The 17,086-nt window shown below is 61.4% G+C and carries 17 protein-coding genes; 12 read left to right on the top strand and 5 right to left on the bottom strand.

Features of this window, described 5'->3' with window-relative positions; all coding sequences use genetic code 11:
* The first annotated feature begins 87 nt into the window (after window positions 1-87).
* The 6 genes from DN412_RS21905 (at window position 88) to DN412_RS21930 (ending at window position 5,420) form a co-directional block, all read left to right on the top strand.
* A complete protein-coding gene (locus DN412_RS21905) occupies window positions 88-1,248 on the top strand; it encodes a hypothetical protein (RefSeq protein WP_167471113.1) in 1,161 nt (386 codons plus the stop codon).
* A 206-nt stretch (window positions 1,249-1,454) separates the two neighbouring features.
* On the top strand, window positions 1,455-2,879 hold the full coding sequence (locus DN412_RS21910; protein WP_115213498.1) for an APC family permease: 1,425 nt from the start codon (window positions 1,455-1,457) through the stop codon (window positions 2,877-2,879).
* Between the two features lie 198 nt (window positions 2,880-3,077).
* Window positions 3,078-3,599 (top strand): dethiobiotin synthetase, encoded by a 522-nt coding sequence (locus tag DN412_RS21915; RefSeq protein WP_115213499.1) that lies wholly within the window; start codon window positions 3,078-3,080, stop codon window positions 3,597-3,599.
* 144 nt (window positions 3,600-3,743) lie between these two features.
* The gene (locus DN412_RS21920) at window positions 3,744-4,364 is read left to right on the top strand and encodes an RNA polymerase sigma factor (protein ID WP_115213500.1); all 621 of its coding nucleotides are present in this window, start codon (window positions 3,744-3,746) and stop codon (window positions 4,362-4,364) included.
* Window positions 4,357-5,034 (top strand): anti-sigma factor family protein, encoded by a 678-nt coding sequence (locus tag DN412_RS21925; protein WP_115213501.1) that lies wholly within the window; start codon window positions 4,357-4,359, stop codon window positions 5,032-5,034. Before DN412_RS21920 ends, DN412_RS21925 begins: the two co-directional genes overlap by 8 nt.
* Before the next feature lie 158 nt (window positions 5,035-5,192).
* Window positions 5,193-5,420 carry a hypothetical protein gene (locus DN412_RS21930; protein ID WP_115213502.1) on the top strand — a complete coding sequence of 76 codons (228 nt, stop codon included), beginning with the start codon at window positions 5,193-5,195 and terminating at the stop codon, window positions 5,418-5,420.
* 152 nt (window positions 5,421-5,572) lie between these two features.
* Here the strand turns inward: DN412_RS21930 and DN412_RS21935 are convergent, their stop codons facing one another.
* The 3 genes from DN412_RS21935 to DN412_RS21945 form a co-directional block, all read right to left on the bottom strand.
* Window positions 5,573-5,875, bottom strand: a complete 303-nt coding sequence (locus DN412_RS21935; protein WP_115213503.1) for a hypothetical protein — start codon at window positions 5,873-5,875, stop codon at window positions 5,573-5,575.
* Between the two features lie 62 nt (window positions 5,876-5,937).
* Complete coding sequence (locus DN412_RS21940; RefSeq protein ID WP_115213504.1) at window positions 5,938-6,390, bottom strand: PA2169 family four-helix-bundle protein; 453 nt, start codon at window positions 6,388-6,390, stop codon at window positions 5,938-5,940.
* A 355-nt stretch (window positions 6,391-6,745) separates the two neighbouring features.
* A complete protein-coding gene (locus tag DN412_RS21945) occupies window positions 6,746-9,475 on the bottom strand; it encodes a UPF0182 family membrane protein (RefSeq protein WP_115213505.1) in 2,730 nt (909 codons plus the stop codon).
* A gap of 399 nt (window positions 9,476-9,874) precedes the next feature.
* Here DN412_RS21945 and DN412_RS43470 point away from each other — a divergent pair, with 399 nt between their 5' ends.
* The 3 genes from DN412_RS43470 (at window position 9,875) to DN412_RS21955 (ending at window position 12,068) form a co-directional block, all read left to right on the top strand.
* Entirely contained in the window at window positions 9,875-10,015 is a 141-nt protein-coding gene (locus DN412_RS43470; protein WP_161564026.1) for a hypothetical protein, read from the top strand.
* Window positions 10,016-10,340: 325 nt separating this feature from the next.
* Window positions 10,341-11,393 (top strand): porin, encoded by a 1,053-nt coding sequence (locus tag DN412_RS21950; protein ID WP_115213506.1) that lies wholly within the window; start codon window positions 10,341-10,343, stop codon window positions 11,391-11,393.
* Between the two features lie 168 nt (window positions 11,394-11,561).
* Window positions 11,562-12,068, top strand: coding sequence for a GlcG/HbpS family heme-binding protein (locus DN412_RS21955; protein ID WP_115213507.1), 507 nt, complete (start codon window positions 11,562-11,564; stop codon window positions 12,066-12,068).
* A gap of 70 nt (window positions 12,069-12,138) precedes the next feature.
* Here DN412_RS21955 and DN412_RS21960 read toward each other — a convergent pair whose 3' ends face one another.
* The gene (locus tag DN412_RS21960) at window positions 12,139-12,912 is read right to left on the bottom strand and encodes an alpha/beta fold hydrolase (protein ID WP_115213508.1); all 774 of its coding nucleotides are present in this window, start codon (window positions 12,910-12,912) and stop codon (window positions 12,139-12,141) included.
* Window positions 12,913-13,156: 244 nt separating this feature from the next.
* Here DN412_RS21960 and DN412_RS21965 point away from each other — a divergent pair, with 244 nt between their 5' ends.
* From DN412_RS21965 to DN412_RS21975, 3 genes are all read left to right on the top strand, one after another.
* A complete protein-coding gene (locus DN412_RS21965) occupies window positions 13,157-14,179 on the top strand; it encodes a Bug family tripartite tricarboxylate transporter substrate binding protein (RefSeq protein WP_115213509.1) in 1,023 nt (340 codons plus the stop codon).
* Between the two features lie 29 nt (window positions 14,180-14,208).
* On the top strand, window positions 14,209-14,859 hold the full coding sequence (locus DN412_RS21970; protein ID WP_244222737.1) for a c-type cytochrome: 651 nt from the start codon (window positions 14,209-14,211) through the stop codon (window positions 14,857-14,859).
* Window positions 14,860-14,926: 67 nt separating this feature from the next.
* The gene (locus tag DN412_RS21975; RefSeq protein ID WP_115213510.1) at window positions 14,927-16,075 is read left to right on the top strand and encodes an acetamidase/formamidase family protein; all 1,149 of its coding nucleotides are present in this window, start codon (window positions 14,927-14,929) and stop codon (window positions 16,073-16,075) included.
* 27 nt (window positions 16,076-16,102) lie between these two features.
* On the opposite strand, the gene DN412_RS21980 is transcribed toward DN412_RS21975, so the two are convergent.
* Window positions 16,103-16,957, bottom strand: a complete 855-nt coding sequence (locus tag DN412_RS21980) for a helix-turn-helix transcriptional regulator (RefSeq protein WP_115213511.1) — start codon at window positions 16,955-16,957, stop codon at window positions 16,103-16,105.
* Between the last annotated feature and the right edge of the window lie 129 nt (window positions 16,958-17,086).

The following is a 17,086-nucleotide window of genomic DNA, read 5'->3' on the forward strand; positions in this document are numbered from 1 at the left end:
GCTCAAGTAGGCATTTATCATCATTTATTTGCCAAGGATAAATTATCCAGATAGGATAAATGCGGATAATCGCATCAGGAAGCCACCATGTCCGAGCCGTCCGCCGCCTCCGAACGCTATACCTTTCGCCGCCCCGCGTTGGCTGCAAGCTTCTGCGCAGCCTTGGCTGGCGAGGGAATCCAGGATGCCCGCTCGGGCCTGTTCCTCGCGGCGCCGCGTCGGGTAGGGAAGTCCACGTTCCTGCGCGAAGACCTTCTGCCGGCCGCCGAGCAGCGCGGATGGGTCACGGTGTATGTCGACCTATGGTCGAACAAGGCGCACGATCCGGGCGAGCTCATCGCCGACGCCATCAAGCACAAGATTGCGGATCACGCCGGTGTCGTGAGCAAAGCCGCAAAGGCTGTCGGCCTCACCAGGGTCTCTGTCATGGGCACCCTTGGGCTGGACCTCACCCCCACCGGCTTGCCAGCGGGTGTCACGCTCACACAGACCCTTGAGGCGTTGCACAAGGCCGCCAGGAAGCCGGTTCTCCTGATCGTTGATGAAGCGCAACATGCACTGAGCACCGAGAAGGGCGTGGAGGCGATGTTCGGCCTGAAGGCCGCGCGCGACGCAATGAACGTTTCGGGCAAGGCCCCGGACGTCATGCTGGTCTTCACCGGCTCAAGCCGTGACAAACTCGCGCACCTGGTCATGAATTCCCGCATGCCTTTCTACGGCTCCCAGGTGACGCCATTTCCGCTGCTGGACCGAAACTTCACCGACGAATTCACCAGGAGCGTGAACCGGGCGCTCGCTGCTGGCAACCAGTTTGAACCGGATGCCGTCTACGAAGCCTTCGTGAGCGTCGGGCATCGCCCGGAGATGTTGCGGCACCTGATCGGCACGATCGCACTGGCGAACGAATCGCCTAACCTCAGTAGCCGGCTCAAGGATGACGCGACGCTCATCCAGGAGCGCTTGTGGCACGACGTCGAGAGCGACTTCTCATCGCTGTCACCACTTCAGCAGGCGGTGATACGTGTGATGGCTGGCAAGGATGGTCAGTTCTCTCCGTTCGGCGAGAGCACCATGTCCGCATACAAGGCCCTTGTGCCCGACCATGTGAGCGTCAGTGCCGGGACCGTTCAAAATGCAATTGACGCCCTTCGTGAGCGCGAGATCGTGTGGAAAGAATCGCGTGGCTCATACGAGATTGAAGACCAGGCATGGCTGAGCTGGCTTCGGGCGAAAGGGCTGACGTCCTGAAGGCATTCGGAAGGCGAAATGAGGCCAGCTGCAGGTCAAGTGCTGCATAGGGGACCTCTGCAGCCGTGCAGTCTGACCTAACATGTAGGTACTGGCCGGCAAGCCTGCAACCCGACGGCCCACCGCATCCAACAGGCCCTACGCGCCGTAACCAACTCGAGAGCGATCGTATAGCGATTGCTGTCGCCGATTGGAGCGAGCCTGTCATGAAAGCGCAAGGCGGTCTGCAAGCCGATTCTCTCGGCTTCGGTGAGTCCCTCATCATGGGCATCGCGGGCACTGCGCCCGCCTACAGCATTGAGATCGCTGCGTCCACGGTCATTGCGACATCCGGAACCTTCTCGCCAGCAAGCATCGTCGTGTGCGGGCTGATCATGTTCGGCATTGCGTTTGCGTTCATCAACCTCAATAAAGCCATCGCAAGCGCGGGAACTTCCTATGCATGGGTGAGCACCATCTTCGGCAGAACGTTGGGCTTCTTCGCCGGATGGGCGCTTCTCGTCCTTTGCTGCGTTTTCATGGTGTCGGCGATGATCCCCGCTGCAAACGCTACCCTGCTCATCTTCAGGCCGGAGCTGATGAACAACGTGCAATACGTAACCATCATTGCGGCACTCTGGCTTACGGCGGTCAGTGCAATCGTGCTGAAGGGCATCAAGCTAACCAGCTATGCGCAGGTGGTCATGACGACCATCGAGGGGCTTATCCTCGTGACGATCCTCATAGGCGGTTTCATTGTTTTCCCGCATGCGCCTGAGCGTGTGTTCTCGTGGAATTGGTTCTCCCCCTTCAATTTTTCACCGAAATCCTTTGCCAACGGAGCACTGGTGGCGATATTTTTTTACTACGGATGGGATGTGACCATGAATCTGAGCGAGGAGACAAAGGACCCACATCGTATCCCGGGCAGGGGCGCATTCTGGACGATGATCTTCCTGATTACTTTCTTCACGATGTTTATCGTGATCACGCTCTTCGGACTTTCCGGCGAAGAGATCAGACACTACAACACCAATATCATTTTCGCGATCGCAGAGAAGCTGTTCGGTGCAACGTGGGGGTATGTCGCCATCATTGCGGTGCTGCTCAGTACGGTTGGCACCGTTGAAACCCAGATGCTCCAGTTTACGCGCACGCTTTTTGCCAAGGCGCGCGACGGAGCGATTCATCCACGTTACTCGAAGCTTCACCAAAGATGGCGGACGCCCCACGTTGCAATCCTGTTCATATGGATTACCGGCCTCGCCTTGCTCTTTGCTTCATCTTATCTCCCTACCATCAACGTTATCTTGCAAGATTCGATCGCGGCGATCGGCTTCCAGATCTGTTTCTACCTGGGGCTCACTGCGCTGGCCTGCGCATGGTACTACCGTGCAATGCTCCGAAGCACGGTATTGGGCGCGATCACCCATGTGGCATGGCCGGCATTGAGCGGTATCTTTCTGTTCTTTATCGCGATTTACAGTATCCCAACGTTTGACGTGATCACTAACGTTGTCGGCATCGGCGGTATTGCCATCGGTGTAGTGCCGCTTCTCATTAATCGCAAGAAGATCTGGAAGACCAAAGCGTCGCTGGAAGCTCCGCTCAGCAGGGATGGAGCAGATGATGCGACAAGCATGAACGAGTAACACCGCTACGCTTCCCACCTCCGGCTCGCAGGGAACCTCCAGGTTGCGATGCGGGCCGAGTCCGCTTGAATAAATTCCCTCGCGTTGCAGTTATACAGGTGCCGGCACGCAGTGGCGGACGGTCGGAGCGGGATCCCCGTGATGCGCTTGCCGATCCAGGCTGGCAGCTCTCCCCTTAATCTCCGACGGAGACCCATCATGATTCCCCTTCTTCCGATAAGGTCCGCCCGGCGGCCACACCCGCGCCTTGCAGGGCGCCTCCTGATGCTGGCGGCCGTTGCCCTGGCTGCTGGTTGCGCGAGCCCGGCATGGCAATCTGTGCCGCCCGGTGCCAGCGAGGCCGAGCTTCAGGCCCGGCTGGGTGCGCCGCGCGAGATCTATCCATTTCCCGATGGCTCCCGGCGCTGGCTCTATCCCGCGCCGGGCGAGACTAAATGGGCCGCCGACATCGGTCCAGACGGGCGCCTCATCAGCGTCCGGCAGGTGCTGAGCGCGGACGAGTTTGGCCGGGCCAGGATCGGCGAATGGACCACGCGCGATGTCCTGACTCGCTTTGGGAAGCCTGCTGAGATAAGTCGCTTTCCGCGCATGCACCGCGAGGTCTGGGGCTACCGGTTCGCACAAGATGGCCTGGAGTACGCGACGATGAACTTCTACTTTGATCCTGCCGGCGTCCTGCGCCTCACCCAGGTGGTGCCGGATTTCCTGACCGACTCGTAGACCAGGCCGACGTGCGCCATGGGCTCGCCCTGGCGATGTACCCTGTTGTCCCGTATTTCGCCCGGTGCCTCCGAAAAAAGTCGCTCGCCGGGAATAAATCGCGGTGTCAGCCGGTTTTACATGGGCCAGGGACAGGAGAGCACCGTGATCGCAACCGACAAGTCGAGCCGCTTCGCCGAAGTGGCGTTGCCGCATCTGGACGCGGCCTATAACCTGGCGCGCTGGCTGAGCGGCAGTGCAAACGATGCGGACGATATCGTGCAGGAAGCCTACTTGCGTGCATTCCGGTTCTTTGAAGGCTTTCACGGCGACAACGCGCGCGCGTGGCTGCTGGCCATCGTCAGGAACACCTGGTTCAGCGAATGGCGCAGGCGGTCCGATGCCGCGGATGGCACGCCGTACGACGAAACACTGCATGGCGATGAGCGATTGCCGGGCTGGATCGACGATATCGGCAGCAATCCCGAAACGCTGGCGGTGCGCCACGACGAGGTAGAACTGGTCCACCGCGCACTCGAACGGTTGCCGGTCGTCTTTCGCGAAGCGCTGGTCCTGCGCGAGCTCGAAGACATGAGCTATCGCGATATTGCTTTGGTTGCCGACATTCCGATCGGCACCGTGATGTCGCGCCTGGCGCGCGCACGTCAGCTGCTCTGCGCGGCGGTGCGCGCAGAGCAGGCGAGGGTGCGCGGCGGCAATGGCGGCAATGGCGGCATCGCGCTCCGCCCGGTGCGCGATCATTCGACGGGAGCGAATCATGAATGATGATGCGATGGAAAACTCGCTGCACGGCATGCTGCACGACGGATCGCTCTATCACCGCGCGCCGGCGCATCTGCCTGCGCGTGTGCTGGCCGCACTGCCGCGCCAGCCGCGGCCCCGCATGGCCCGCTTCACCTGGCCCACGCTTGCCTCTGGCGGCGCGCTGGCGTGGGCCGGCGGCGGTCTTGCCGGGGTGGTGGCCTCGGCGCTGGTGTTCGGCGCGCTTATCCTGGTGCGGCCGCCGCAGGTCGATGCACTGGGGCAGACCATTGTATCGAGCCACGTTCGCGCGCTGTTGTCGCAGCACCCGATCGATGTGGTATCGACCGACCAGCACACAGTCAAACCGTGGTTCAACGGCCGGCTCGACTATGCGCCGCCGGTCACCGATCTCGCGGCGCAGGGCTTTCCGCTGGCAGGCGGTCGGGTGGACTATATCGACCGCCGCACCGTAGGCGTACTGGTTTACCGCTACCAGAAGCATCCGATCGATCTCTACATCCTGCCGGCAACGAACGGTGCATCGGCGCCGGCAAGCTATTCCACTGACGGATACGCGATTGCCCGCTGGTACCAGGACGGCATGAACTTCTGGGCCATCACCGATGCGGAGCCCGCGCACCTGCATGCCTTTGTACAAACGCTCCGGGCGGCGCAAGCCAAGCAGGAATAAACCGCGCGCAGCCAGCGTCTTACTGGTGCACGGCGCGCTAGTTTCCGCAGGATCCTGGATCGCCACGGAAACAAAGCGTCGTGCAGCACCAAGGCACAGCCCACGTGGCGACACGCACTGTGCCTCGGACCCCGGACTTACCGCATCTGGAGATTGTCATGAAAATCCTGATTCCGCTGGCTGCTGCTGCGCTGGCGTCCTTTGCAGCCCAATCCTATGCCTTCGCCGGTCGCACCGACACTACCTGCACCGACTGCAATACCCACGTTGCCGGGCCTCGTGATCCGTTCACCGATGGCGCGAAGACAGGGAAATTCGACGTCTTCACTGACGGAGAAAAAGTCACGGACCCGCGCGATCCGTTCACCGACGGCGCTCACGCCTGACATGCAGCGCCGCCGCACGGTAACCGCTGGCTTGGGTTGCTGTGCGGCGTGCCGAACGGTCGCGTTCTTTCACAATGGCGGCCTGGCATGCGCTCATGGCTGGGGAGCATTCAAGACTGCCCCCTTTGGCGCGCAAGCCGATGACAAAACCCCTAGATGTCGGGGGCGACCAGGAGCCCGCTTTTCGCGGTGTGGATCAGTGCAAGACGATCTTCGACTGCCTTGCGCAGGACTTCGCGCCCCCTGAACGGATCCGTCAGGTAACTGGCGTACTGGCTTGCCCGAATCTGCACCTTGAGATGCATTGTCGTCGGTCCGCTCTCTGGCCATGTCACCACGAACGCCGGATGGCTGTCCGCGCATTCAACGAAGGCAGTGTCAGGGGACGGAAAACAGGAGTCAGCGCCCTGGGCCAGGAACTGGAGATCCTTGTCCTTGAACTCGTAGGTTGCCATGTCTTTCCCCTATCGCCCGGTCGATCGTGGCGTGCAAGTCACCATTGCGAGCGGCCGAGTCCTCAGTGAATCTGCATACCGCGCATGGCATGAATCCGGCCATGATGCTGCGTCAACGCCTCATACTGGCGCTGCAGCGCTGCGCTGGCCTCGGGTGGCATTGGCTTCGTCATCACGGACTGATACTCGCGCCGGGCGGCATCTTCCTCGTGCTCGCACATTCCCAGCACTGCATCGTCGTTGTTCGGCGACAGCATGTGGCGGAACGCCATCCAGCCGCGGAACAGTGTGCCATTCATGCTGCCCCGATCAGTTGGCGCGCCACCCATGGCACTGACCAGCGACTGCAATTCCTTCACCGACGCCCGACAGGATTCCGCGGTGCTGGTCAGAATGTCGCGAATCTGCGCATCGTGCACTTCGCTGGCACCGCTCATGCAGGCCAGTTCGCTGTCCTTGCCAGCCTCGATCAACTGGTTGAGCGCGAGGACAGTTTGTTGCTGGTTGTCGCCCATGGAAGTCTCCCAACATGCATGCCGGCGACGCGCGGTTTCGGCGCAAATCGCCAGGATCGTCAAAGGAGGAAGCGCCACGGCGCAACCGGCCGTGAGAAGGTCGTCGGAGACGCCATCAAACTGAGCCAGCCGGGTCGCGCCGGGCCCCATCTGCCTGCTCGTTAAGAGGCAAGGCGTGATTCCATGATAGGAGATGGCCGAACCCCGGCGGGAAGGCGTCTCATGCCGATGGGCTCGCTACAGGTTGATCTGCAAGATCAGGAGTCTCGATCTGCACTCGGCGTTGAGCGCTCCAGCCGGCGGCTCCATGGGGGAAGGGGGGCAAGCGGATCATGCGGCACTCTAAGCCAACCACTCACTTGCGCTCATCGGCACCCCCGGCACCGAGCGCCTCAAGCAGCGGCCGCAAGGCATCGAGCTCCGCGCCGAAGCCGCTCCAGTCCCCGGCCTTCAAGCGCTCGATGGCACGGTCATAGTGCGTGAGTGCCTCGCGGGCGCGGGCGTTCGCTGCGCCCTGCGCCGGTATCGCCGCCGGCGCGGATTCCTTGAAGAGGGCTGCAAGCGCCGCGCCCAGGGTGTCCTCCATGACCACGCGATCGCCATAGGCGGCGATCACGCGCTTGAGTTCGGGCAACTGGCCGGACTCCGCGCGCAGGTAGAGCGGGGAAACATAGAGGATAGAGTTCTCGATGGGCACGACCTGGAGATGGCCGCGGATGACGCGCGAACCCATCTGGTTCCACAGGGAAATCTGCTGCGAGATCTCGGTATTCTGCTGAATGCGCGCCTCGATCTGGAACGGCCCGTAGACCAGCTTTTCCTTGGGGAAGGTGTAGGCGACGAGCTTGCCGTAGTTGGGGGGATCCGAGCGCGCCGCCAGCCAGGCAATCATGTTCTCGCGCTGGCTGGGCACCATCGGCAGCATGAGGACGAACTCGGCGCGCGCCTCCCCTGGCAGCCGCAGGATCATGTAGTAGGGCATCATCCGCCCGCCGGGCATGTTCGCTGCGTTCACGCCCGACACCTGGCGTGGGAACTCCCAGAGATCCTCGCGGTTATAGAAGACTTCTGCCGCTTCCATGTGGTAGGCGCGGTAGATCTGCGCCTGGATCAGGAAAAGGTCTTCCGGGTAGCGGATATGCCGTTGCAGGTCCTGCGGCATGGCTCCCAGCGGTCTGAACATGCCCGGGAAGATGCGCTGGTACACCTGCAGGATCGGATCGGCCGGGTCGCTGACGTAGAAGTCGACCGTACCGTTGTACGCATCGACCACCACTTTGACTGCGTTGCGGATGTAGTTGTCGCCGTCACCGGTGCCGGGCTGCGAATAAGGGAACCAGGGGCTGGTGGTGTAGGCGTCCTGGATCCAGTAGATGCGCCCGTCGCTCGCGACAACATAGGGGTCATGGTCGAGGATGAGGAACGGGGCAATCGTGCGCACGCGGTCCTGGATGTTGCGATGGAGCAGGATGCGGCTTTCCTGGGTGATGTAGCCGCTCAGCAGGATATTGGGATCGTCGAGCTGCCAGGCGAACAGGGCGCGGCGCGCCATGTCGCCGATTTCGATGCCGTCGCGGCCGCGGTAGGCCGTATAGACGTTGTCCTTGCCCTTGGGGTAGTCGAACTCGGGCATGCTGCCTTTGACGATGACATAGCCTTTGCCGCCTTCACCGAAGTAAAGGCGCGGCTCCTGGATGACCGGGCCGCCGCTGGAGAGCGGGGGAATGTCATGCAGATAGAGCGTCGGCAGGCCTTCGGCGGATTTCTCGGTGACCGGCGACATCACCACGCCATTGCCATGGGTGAACAAGAGATGCAGGTTCACCCAGGTCTGGGCATTGGCCGGAATCAGCGCTGGCTCCAGCTCCCGCGCCGACAGCATGACCTGCTGGTAGCCTGCGTCGAGCCGGTAGCGGTCGATGTCCGTCGCGAGGAACTTGTAATAGGTCCTGATCTCCTGCAACTGCGCATAGGTATCGCGCAGCGGCTGCAGGTCCCACAGGCGGATGTTGTCGATGGTCGGGCGATTGGCCTGGAGCGCGGCCAGATTCAGGCTCTGTTCGACCGGAAACGGCCTGGCCTCGATCTGCGTCACGCCATAGGCCTCCCGCGTCAGCGCAATATTGTGTTCCAGATACGGCGTCTCCAGTTGCAGCTCGTTCGGCTTGACATAGAAACGCTGGAACAGTGCCGGCCAGATCGTGCCGAGCAGCAATGCGCTGCCGACCACCAGGAGTGCCGCGGCCGCAGGCATCCGATAGTCCCGCCGGCGCATAGTGGCCCATGAGACGGCGGCAGCCGCGAGCGCCAGGCCGAACTGCAGCCACAGGACCGGCAGCCCGACATGCACGTCGGTATAGCTCGCGCCGACCACGACGCCGTTGTTGCCGTAGAGCAGAAGGAAGCGATCGAGCCAGTAGGACCACGCCTGCAGCGCGAAGAACAGGCCGAGCAAGGCCGAACCATGGGTGGCGGCCGCCGGTGAAAGCCCGCGCGGGGGCTGGATCAGCGCGATGTCGCCGCGCAGCCCGTAGACCACTCCTGCAATCACTGCGCTGCAGCACAGCAGCAGGAGCAGCCAGTTCCTGAGTGCAAGATACGCTGGCAGCGAGAAAAAGTAGAAGCCGATGTCCTTGCCGAAGATCGGGTCGGTCTTGCCGAAAGGCACCTGATTGATATAGCGCAGCGCAATGTCCCAGCTCGACAGTTCCCCGACGGCCATGAGCAGCCCCACGAGGACGGCAGCGCCGGCAATGGCGGCGCCCCAGGGCAGGCGCGTCGCCATCTCGCCGACCACATCGCCCAGGACCTCCGGCGTCCGGCCCTGCGCCTGCCTCGCGCAGCGGTGCGCCAGCCAGCCCGATACCCAGAGCGCGCCTGCCGAAACAGCGAATACGGCAAGGAACAGAAGCGCCTGGGTGGAGAATATCGTGCGAAAAACCCCGGCGTAGCCAACCGAGGCAAACCACAGCCAGTCAACAATGAGGCCGGTGACGCGCCCAGCGGCGATCAGCGCGACGATGACGGCCGCGACCCAGGTCGCAAGGCGTCTCAGGCGCATGGCGTCCCTCCCTGGCGAGCGCATCGATCATGCTCCCTTGCCACACTGTCGTCCGTGACCCGCCTTGACCCGGCCTTGGTGCACCGCGGGTCAGCCGCAAGCGCGACTGAACGGGCTGCCCGTGCACGATAGCTGCTGCGCAGCAATGCGTGGGTCGGGGTCAAATCATGCAGCCTGAATAATTGTAGGCGAGCCAATCAGGAGGCAGCGCGCCCTGCGCCTGCTGGCGCGCTTTCTACCTGCGCTGATGACGACCGTTGAGTAATCAGGGGCAGTCGGCAGCTATTGTAAATATCGTTCAAAAAATTTGATTAATCAGAAAGCGTGGCCTCAGGACAGAAGGCGGCGCATCAAGGAAGGGCAACAACTAGAATTAAGTACGGAACTCCCGCCCGCAAGGGCACTCTCCGGCCGAGGAAAATCATGAAAAGAATTCTCGCGGCAGCGATTCTCAGCGCACTGACTCTTGGCCTGCTGGGCTGTGCAAGTCATGTTGTAAGCGCCGAACGATCGCAACGATTCACGAGCGATCCGTATAACTATGAGCTGAGCAAGAATCTCTAGCGTGCGGCCCTGAGGGCCGCACCCTCTTGCTGTTAGCGGGACTGGCCGCCTGCGGGAGGCGCTTGTTTGCCAAAAATGCCAGGCGCCGCCGCAGAGCCGAAGTCGAAACTGGCGGTTCACCTGCCGCTGTCAACTGCTTGCGAAACACGCGACCAGCCTCTTCGCCGGGCTTCTTGCCAGCCCCGGCGCCTTTCCGGACTTGACTGCAATTGACGGGACGATTGGGTTAATACCTCCTTTGCTCTGGCTCGTACCCTTGCAGCGCGGCAATTCACCGCGCGAACTACTACACCGCTGCGCACGGTGGAAGGGACAAGGAGAAAGCATGAAGAAGCTGGGAGCATTTTTGTTGGCGGGAGCAGCCGCCGCGCCGGGGTTGGCAAGTGCACAGAGCGGGGTCACGCTCTATGGCGTGGCTGATCAGTACATGGAGTATGTCAAGTCCGGTAACAAGCACGCCACGCGCGTGGAGGACGGTGGCCTCTACCAATCCCGCTGGGGCCTGCGCGGCAAGGAGGATCTGGGTTCCGGCCTGTCTGCCGTATTTACCCTTGAAACTGGCCTCGCGCTGGACACCGGTACGGTCCAGCAGGGTGGCCGGCTGTTTGGCCGGCAGGCCTGGGTAGGTTTGAGTAGCGCTCAGTGGGGCGCCATGACATTTGGCCGGCAGAATACTCCCATCTACTACATCGAAGGGCAGGCATCGGCCTTTGGCTTCTCGCCGTATGGCCCACTTGGGCGATTGCAGAACAGCGGCCCCGCCGGCAGCAGCCTTACAGCCCGGGCGGACAATTCCGTTCGGTATGAGAGCCCGGAGCTGGCGGGCTTTCAGGGCAGCCTGCTCTTCTCGCTCGGGGCCGAGCGCACGGCGCCACCTCGAGACGCCGACTGGCTGAAGGCCGTCGGCCTCACCTATGGCAGAGGGCCGCTCTGGCTCGGCCTGGCCTATGAGAGAACCTACAGCATTGGCGGTGTCGCGGACGCCGATCGGGACGAGCGTGCAATCGGCGGAACGTATGAGTTCCCGTGGCTGAAGGTATTCGTCAACGGACGTCAGGCAACACGCTGGAATCCAGGACAGGCCACGATCAAGGACCGCGGCTACCATGTCGGCGTTTCCGTGCCTGTGGGCTCAAGCGGGCAGGTGCTGGTGGCGTATGGCATGCAGCGCACAGTTGGTACGTCGAACCGCGGCGACCAGGCATCGCTGGGCTACCAACATAATCTGTCCAAGCGCACGACGCTCTATGCAAACGCCAGCAAGATCTGGAACAAGGGTCAGGCCAACTACACGTTCTCAAACTTCCCCAATGAGGTTTCACCCTCTGGCGCATCCAACCCGCAGGGCGTGATGTTTGGCATGCGCCAACTGTTCTGATGCAAAGATTGGACGATCCGATAAAACGTTTCTCGCAGCCGGGGCGATAGTCTGCCCTGGCGTGGCCGACTGGGCGATACCTCCTACAGCCGCCCATTCGGCCTTTGCGAGTTCTTATGCTGATCGGCTGCTCCATTCTGCAGCCTTGCCCGTTGGGGAAGAAGAACGATGCGATACCTAGTGCTGGCGGCGGCTGCATTGCAGCTGTGCTGCTCCCTTCCGGCTTCCGCGCAGCAAGCCGTACAAGGAAGGGGATTGGGCCTGGAAACAGCCAGTCAACTCGTCAGTGCCGCGGCGCAGTTCGCCGAGCAAAAGAAAACACCGGTCAGCATTGTCGTGGTGGATGCCGCGGGCCACTTTGTGACTGGCGCGCGTATGGACGGAGCCCCGTTCGCGACATTCGATGTCGCTCGCGGCAAGGCGTTGGCGACGGCGGCCACAGGCGGCGCATCTGGCGCTGAGCTGGCCCAGCGCTATCGCGCCAATCCCATTGTCTTCGGGCAGATGAGTTCCCTCGTCTACGGCGGTCCCCTGTTTCCGTCGCAAGGCTCGCTCGGAATCTATATCGGCGGGAAACTCGCTGGCGCGGTTGGCGTCAGTGGGGGGCCGTCGGAAATGGACGAGGAGGCGGGAAGACGTGGCATCGCTGCGATCGGTGCCACCGAAACGCCATAGGGTAGACATTGCGAAGCCCGTCTTCGGCTAAGCCGCCGGCCGTATTGTATGCGGCCGGCGCTTCTGGCGCTTAGTTCCTGCCAGCCGAACAGGCAAGAAAGCTCTCGACTCGCGTAGCCAGATCCACCGGCGCTTCATTCATGGGGTAGTGGCCCGCGTTATCAATGACCTGGATATCCGCGTTCAGGAACAGCCTGCCATAGGTCTCCTCCATTACCGCCTCCGTCAGCGAGGGGTCATGCTCTCCGACCAGCAAGAGTGTGGGAATGTCGATGCCCGCAATGCGCCTTGACAAGTCCGTGTCTGCCCATGCCCGAAAGTAGGCGGAAAATGCCGTGGCCTCGGAGTGCTCGAAGGAATCCAGCGCCATTCGCGCGAGCCAGGCCCGCCCATGCCGGTTACCCGTGGTGGTGTCGATAATCCCGATCCTGGCTTCGATGTCGGCTGCGGCGCTCTCGAACAGCGCGCGCGTGGTTGCATCGAACTCGACCGGTGTCGGTGGTACAGGCGTGATACCCACCATTGCCGTAATGCGCTCGGGGGCCAGGAGGGAGACTGCCTGCATCGCCTTCCCACCCATCGAATGGCCGAGCAAGGCGAAGCGCTGCCATCCAAGCTGATCGGCAAGGGTCAGCGTGTCCCTGGCGATTTCGCCAATGCTGAATGTGCCTTCCTGATCGCGGCGGGATCCATAACCCCGATAGTCCAGGAAGGCATAGGTGAAGGTGTTCGTGTCGATCTCACTGGTAAAGTGCCCCCAGTTTCGCGCATGACCAAACCAGCCATGCAGGGCGATGACATGTATGGGTCCATGGCCAACCAACACAAGGTCTTTCGTATCCATTTATCTTCCCCTTTCTTGATGGACGGAGCTCAATCCTGCACCAGGAGCGGTTGGATGCGATCGCACCCGGCACATTTTGCGGAGGATTCGGTAAATGTCCGGGATAACCTCCCGGGCAAAAATGATGGACTTCCTGGTAAACGGCTAGCCGGTTAGGAAAACGCCTTTCCGTCAGATCGGTAAAGTGTGGAGCAAGACGTAACCGGTGCGTACTGGCATCAAGCAATCAAGGAGACATGATCATATGTTGAGTCTTAATATCCCGGCGCCGCGGGTAGCATCAGCCAGGCTGGCCTTACTGGCAGGTCTGGCAGCCGCGATGCTCGGCGTCTTGCCCGGCAGTGGGCGCGCGGCCTCGGCAGCCGAACCTGCATCGGCAAACTGGAAGCCTTCAAAGCCCATTACCTTCATCGTTCCGTTCCCTCCCGCCGGCATCAATGACGTGCTGGCCAGAACGCTGGCGCAGCGCATGTCGAATATGCTCGGCCAACCCGTCGTGGTCGAGAACAGGCCCGGCGCAACTGGAAACATCGGTGCCGAGGCGATTGTGCGAGCCACACCAGACGGGCAGACGATTGGAATTCTCAACAGCATTCATGCAGTCAACGCTGCCTTCTACAGGAAGCTTCCATATAGCGTCACGCGCGATCTGACACCGGTGGCCCCGCTTGGGGAATCTCCGCTGGTACTGGTGACCAATCCACGCACGCCATACAAGTCTGTTCCCGAGCTGATTGCGTTTGCCAAGGCAAATCCGGGCAAGGTGAACTACGGAGGACCCACGAGCTACCCGCTCGAGATGATCAAGACGATGGCTGCCGTTGACATCACCAATATCCCGTACAAGGGTAGCGGCCCAACCATCAATGACATGATTGCAGGCCACATCGATCTGGCGACCGGCCCGCTGCTGGAGTACATGCCTCATGTGAAGTCAGGCAAGTTGCGGCTGCTCGCAGTCGGGACCACGGGCCGTCTCAAGTCCTTGCCCGATGTGCCAACGATTGCCGAAGCCATCCCGGGTTACGACATCACGGTCTGGTATGGATTGTTCGCGCCCAAGGGGACTCCGGGGCCGGTCGTAGAACGGTTGCGCGAAGCCACCAGGACCATCATGAATGATCCTGAAGTTCGCAAGCACATGGCTGAACTGAGTGTGGATATCGCCTTCAGCCAGTCTGGCTCCGGCGCCTTGTCCAGTCGCTTGTCCAGCGAGACCGAGCGCGCCAGGGGAATTGTCGCCAAAACGGGCGCCTATCTGAATTGAGCCAGTCAATCCACCGAGGGGACATCATCGTGAGACGCCGTCCGACACGCCGAATCCACGCTGCCTTGATCGGCGCCTTGCTTGTGCTCGCCTCGCCGGCCCGGGGTGAACCTGAATCCGGCGCACCGGACCTGTCGGATGCGCAGCGTGTTGCCGAGCAGGTATGTGCGGCGTGCCATGGCGTCGGCGGTCAAAGCAAGCAGGGGGCGTATCCCAGCCTTGCGGGACAGAATGCGGACTACCTGCATAAGCAGATGCGGCAATTCAAAGGGACCCCTGGTGAGAAGCCGTTACGTGACAACGAAGTGATGCGCGCGGTGATGGAACCCTTCAAGGACAATGAAATGCAGAATCTCGCCCGCTATTTCAGTCATCGGCCGCCGGCACGGAGTCAACCCGTCTCAGCAGACCTGGTCGAGCCTGGTCGCGCGATCTATTGGAAGGGGAATCCAGCCCATGGATTGCCGGCATGTGTCTCCTGCCATCGGCCTGCGGGTGAGGGTATTGCTCCCGATTTCCCGAGGATCGGTGGCCAGCAGTCCGAGTACGTGGCGAAGCAACTGCGCGCATGGAGGACAGGCTTGCGAGGCGGGCCGGGGAAGTTGATGAGCCTGATTGTGCCGTTGATGAGCGATGGCGAGATCGAGGCGGTTGCCCAGTACGTTGCGCAACTGCAATGAGGCGGAAAGCCGGTTGTTAAGAAAAAAGAGCCGAAGGTTCGGGTATCCATTAGGAGGAGCATAAAAGATGTTGATCGACAGAAGGCAAATACTGAAGGCAGCCGCCCTCGCCGGAATCGGTGCGGGATCGGCAAGGGCATTGGCCAAAGTGCCAGCCACCGCGTCGTCAGTGGAAAAAGGGGCAGGGGACAATGCGGCGGGTTCCCCCCTTCCCGTACGCAAGCCCGGGCGGATTCATCGCATCGTTTCGACATCAGACACCGTGAGGGTCGGCATACTCGATCCGAAGGTCGCGCCAGTCGCAACCATCGAATCGGGTGACCTGGTCGCATATCCGAATACCTGGGTGAACTGGGCCAACGGGGCCACATACGGCATGAGCTATGCGGAGCGGGAACCCGTGCGCAAGCGGTTTCCGCAAGGGCCCTACTCGAACATTGGTCCGGTCGAGGTCAAGGATGCCATGCCTGGAGACGTGATCGAATGTCACATGGTCCGGCTGCGCCCGATTGGTTGGGGCTGGAACTCGGCGCCCAAGGGAGTCGGCGCGCTGCCGAACGACTTTGACAAACCTTACCTGCGCTACTTCCAGTTTGACGAGTCGCGCAAGTACACCGAATTCGCGCCGGGCATTCGCATCAGGCTCGCCCCGTTTCAGGGCGTCATGGCAGTCCAGCCCGCTTCAGACGAGCCCGTCAGCGGTATCCTCAGCGGACCGTATGGCGGCAACCTGGTGTTGCGGGAACTCGTCGAGGGCACCTCGTTGTTTCTGCCGGTGCAGCGCCCGGGCGGGATGGTCTGGACCGGAGACTCTCATGCGGCGCAAGGCGATGGCGTAGTCAATCAGACTGCGATTGAAACCGCGATGGAGGACATGCAGATCCAATACTTCCTGCACAAGCGGAATGCCCTCGCCCTGCCAATGGCAGAGACGCCTTCCCATTGGATTGCGCTGGGATTCGGCAAGAACCTGGACGATGCCCTGACGGCGTGTTTGCGGCACATGATCAGCTGGTTGAGCGAAGCCTCCGGCATGGACACGCAGGATGTCTACTCGCTTGCCAGCATCGCCGCGAACTTCCGTATTACCCAATATTCGAACCAGACGGCCAGCAATTACTCTTCCATTCCGGCCAAGACCGTGCACGGGATGCTGCCGAAATCAGTGTTCGAACCCCGAATCAGGCAGAAGATCTCGGATTCGCTGCGATCCTGACAGCCTGTTGCAGATGGCTGGCGCGCACTACTGCTCGGATTGCACGCCAGCGACTATGCCAGTACGACGGAATTCCGATGGGCTGATCCCCAGATGCTGAACGAAGAAGCGCGTGAAGTGACTCTGCGCGCTGAAGCCCAACTGGTGAGAAACTTCGCCGATGCTGGTGTGACGCTCTGTCAGCAGTCGAGTAGCAATACTCACACGAACCCAGTCGAGGTACTGCTGGGGCGAGGTCCCCATGCAAGCCTTGAACTGATCGAACAGACGGCTTCGCGACATGCCCACTGCATTCGCTACGGTTTCTACGTTCGGGTTGTCCCATGCATGGTTCCGAATGAACTCCGCCGCGCGTTTGATTCGATAGTCAAGCGGCTTTGAGGTGGCCAGGACTTCGGTCATGGAACGAAGCTTGGCATATCGTGCCGCGGTCGCTCTTACCAGTTGGGCCACGGCCTCCTCGCAGCTTGTGGTCGCATTGGTTTCACCGTGCGCGAGGCAGCCGCTGAGCGCCGTGAGTGCCGTCGCGATCTCGCCATCCACTCCGGCGGTGAGCTCCTGGAATTGCAGGCCGGTTGCCGCGTTCTCAATATCCAGGGTGGTTCCAAGCCAGCCGGGGTCGAGCAGCAGCGCCAGCAGCAGGGACCGTTCCGGGCCTTGATCCAGTTTGGCGTGTGTCGACCATGGATTGATCAGCAGTGCGCGGTCGTCAGACACCGTGACCGTACTGTCGTCCACCTTGAAGAGAGCGTCCGAGCCGCCCAGCTTGAAAATCAGATGAAACTCGGCATGAGCATGTGCGACAAGCGCCCCTTCGATCAGATGAAGCGTGGCGCGTCCGAAACTGCCGTGAACGATGCGAATAAGCCGGTCCTTGGCCATTGGTGGGTCTCCTGAATCCTCGTTGGTGCGCCTTTGCATTGGGTAACCGGATGCGCTCTGTATGTGGACTCACTCATAAGGCGGTTGCCTTTACATTGCAAACGTTTGCACAAGGGTGATGATACCTCC

Origin of the sequence: Cupriavidus lacunae, from assembly GCF_003353055.1 — a bacterium.
Taxonomy (GTDB): domain Bacteria; phylum Pseudomonadota; class Gammaproteobacteria; order Burkholderiales; family Burkholderiaceae; genus Cupriavidus; species Cupriavidus lacunae.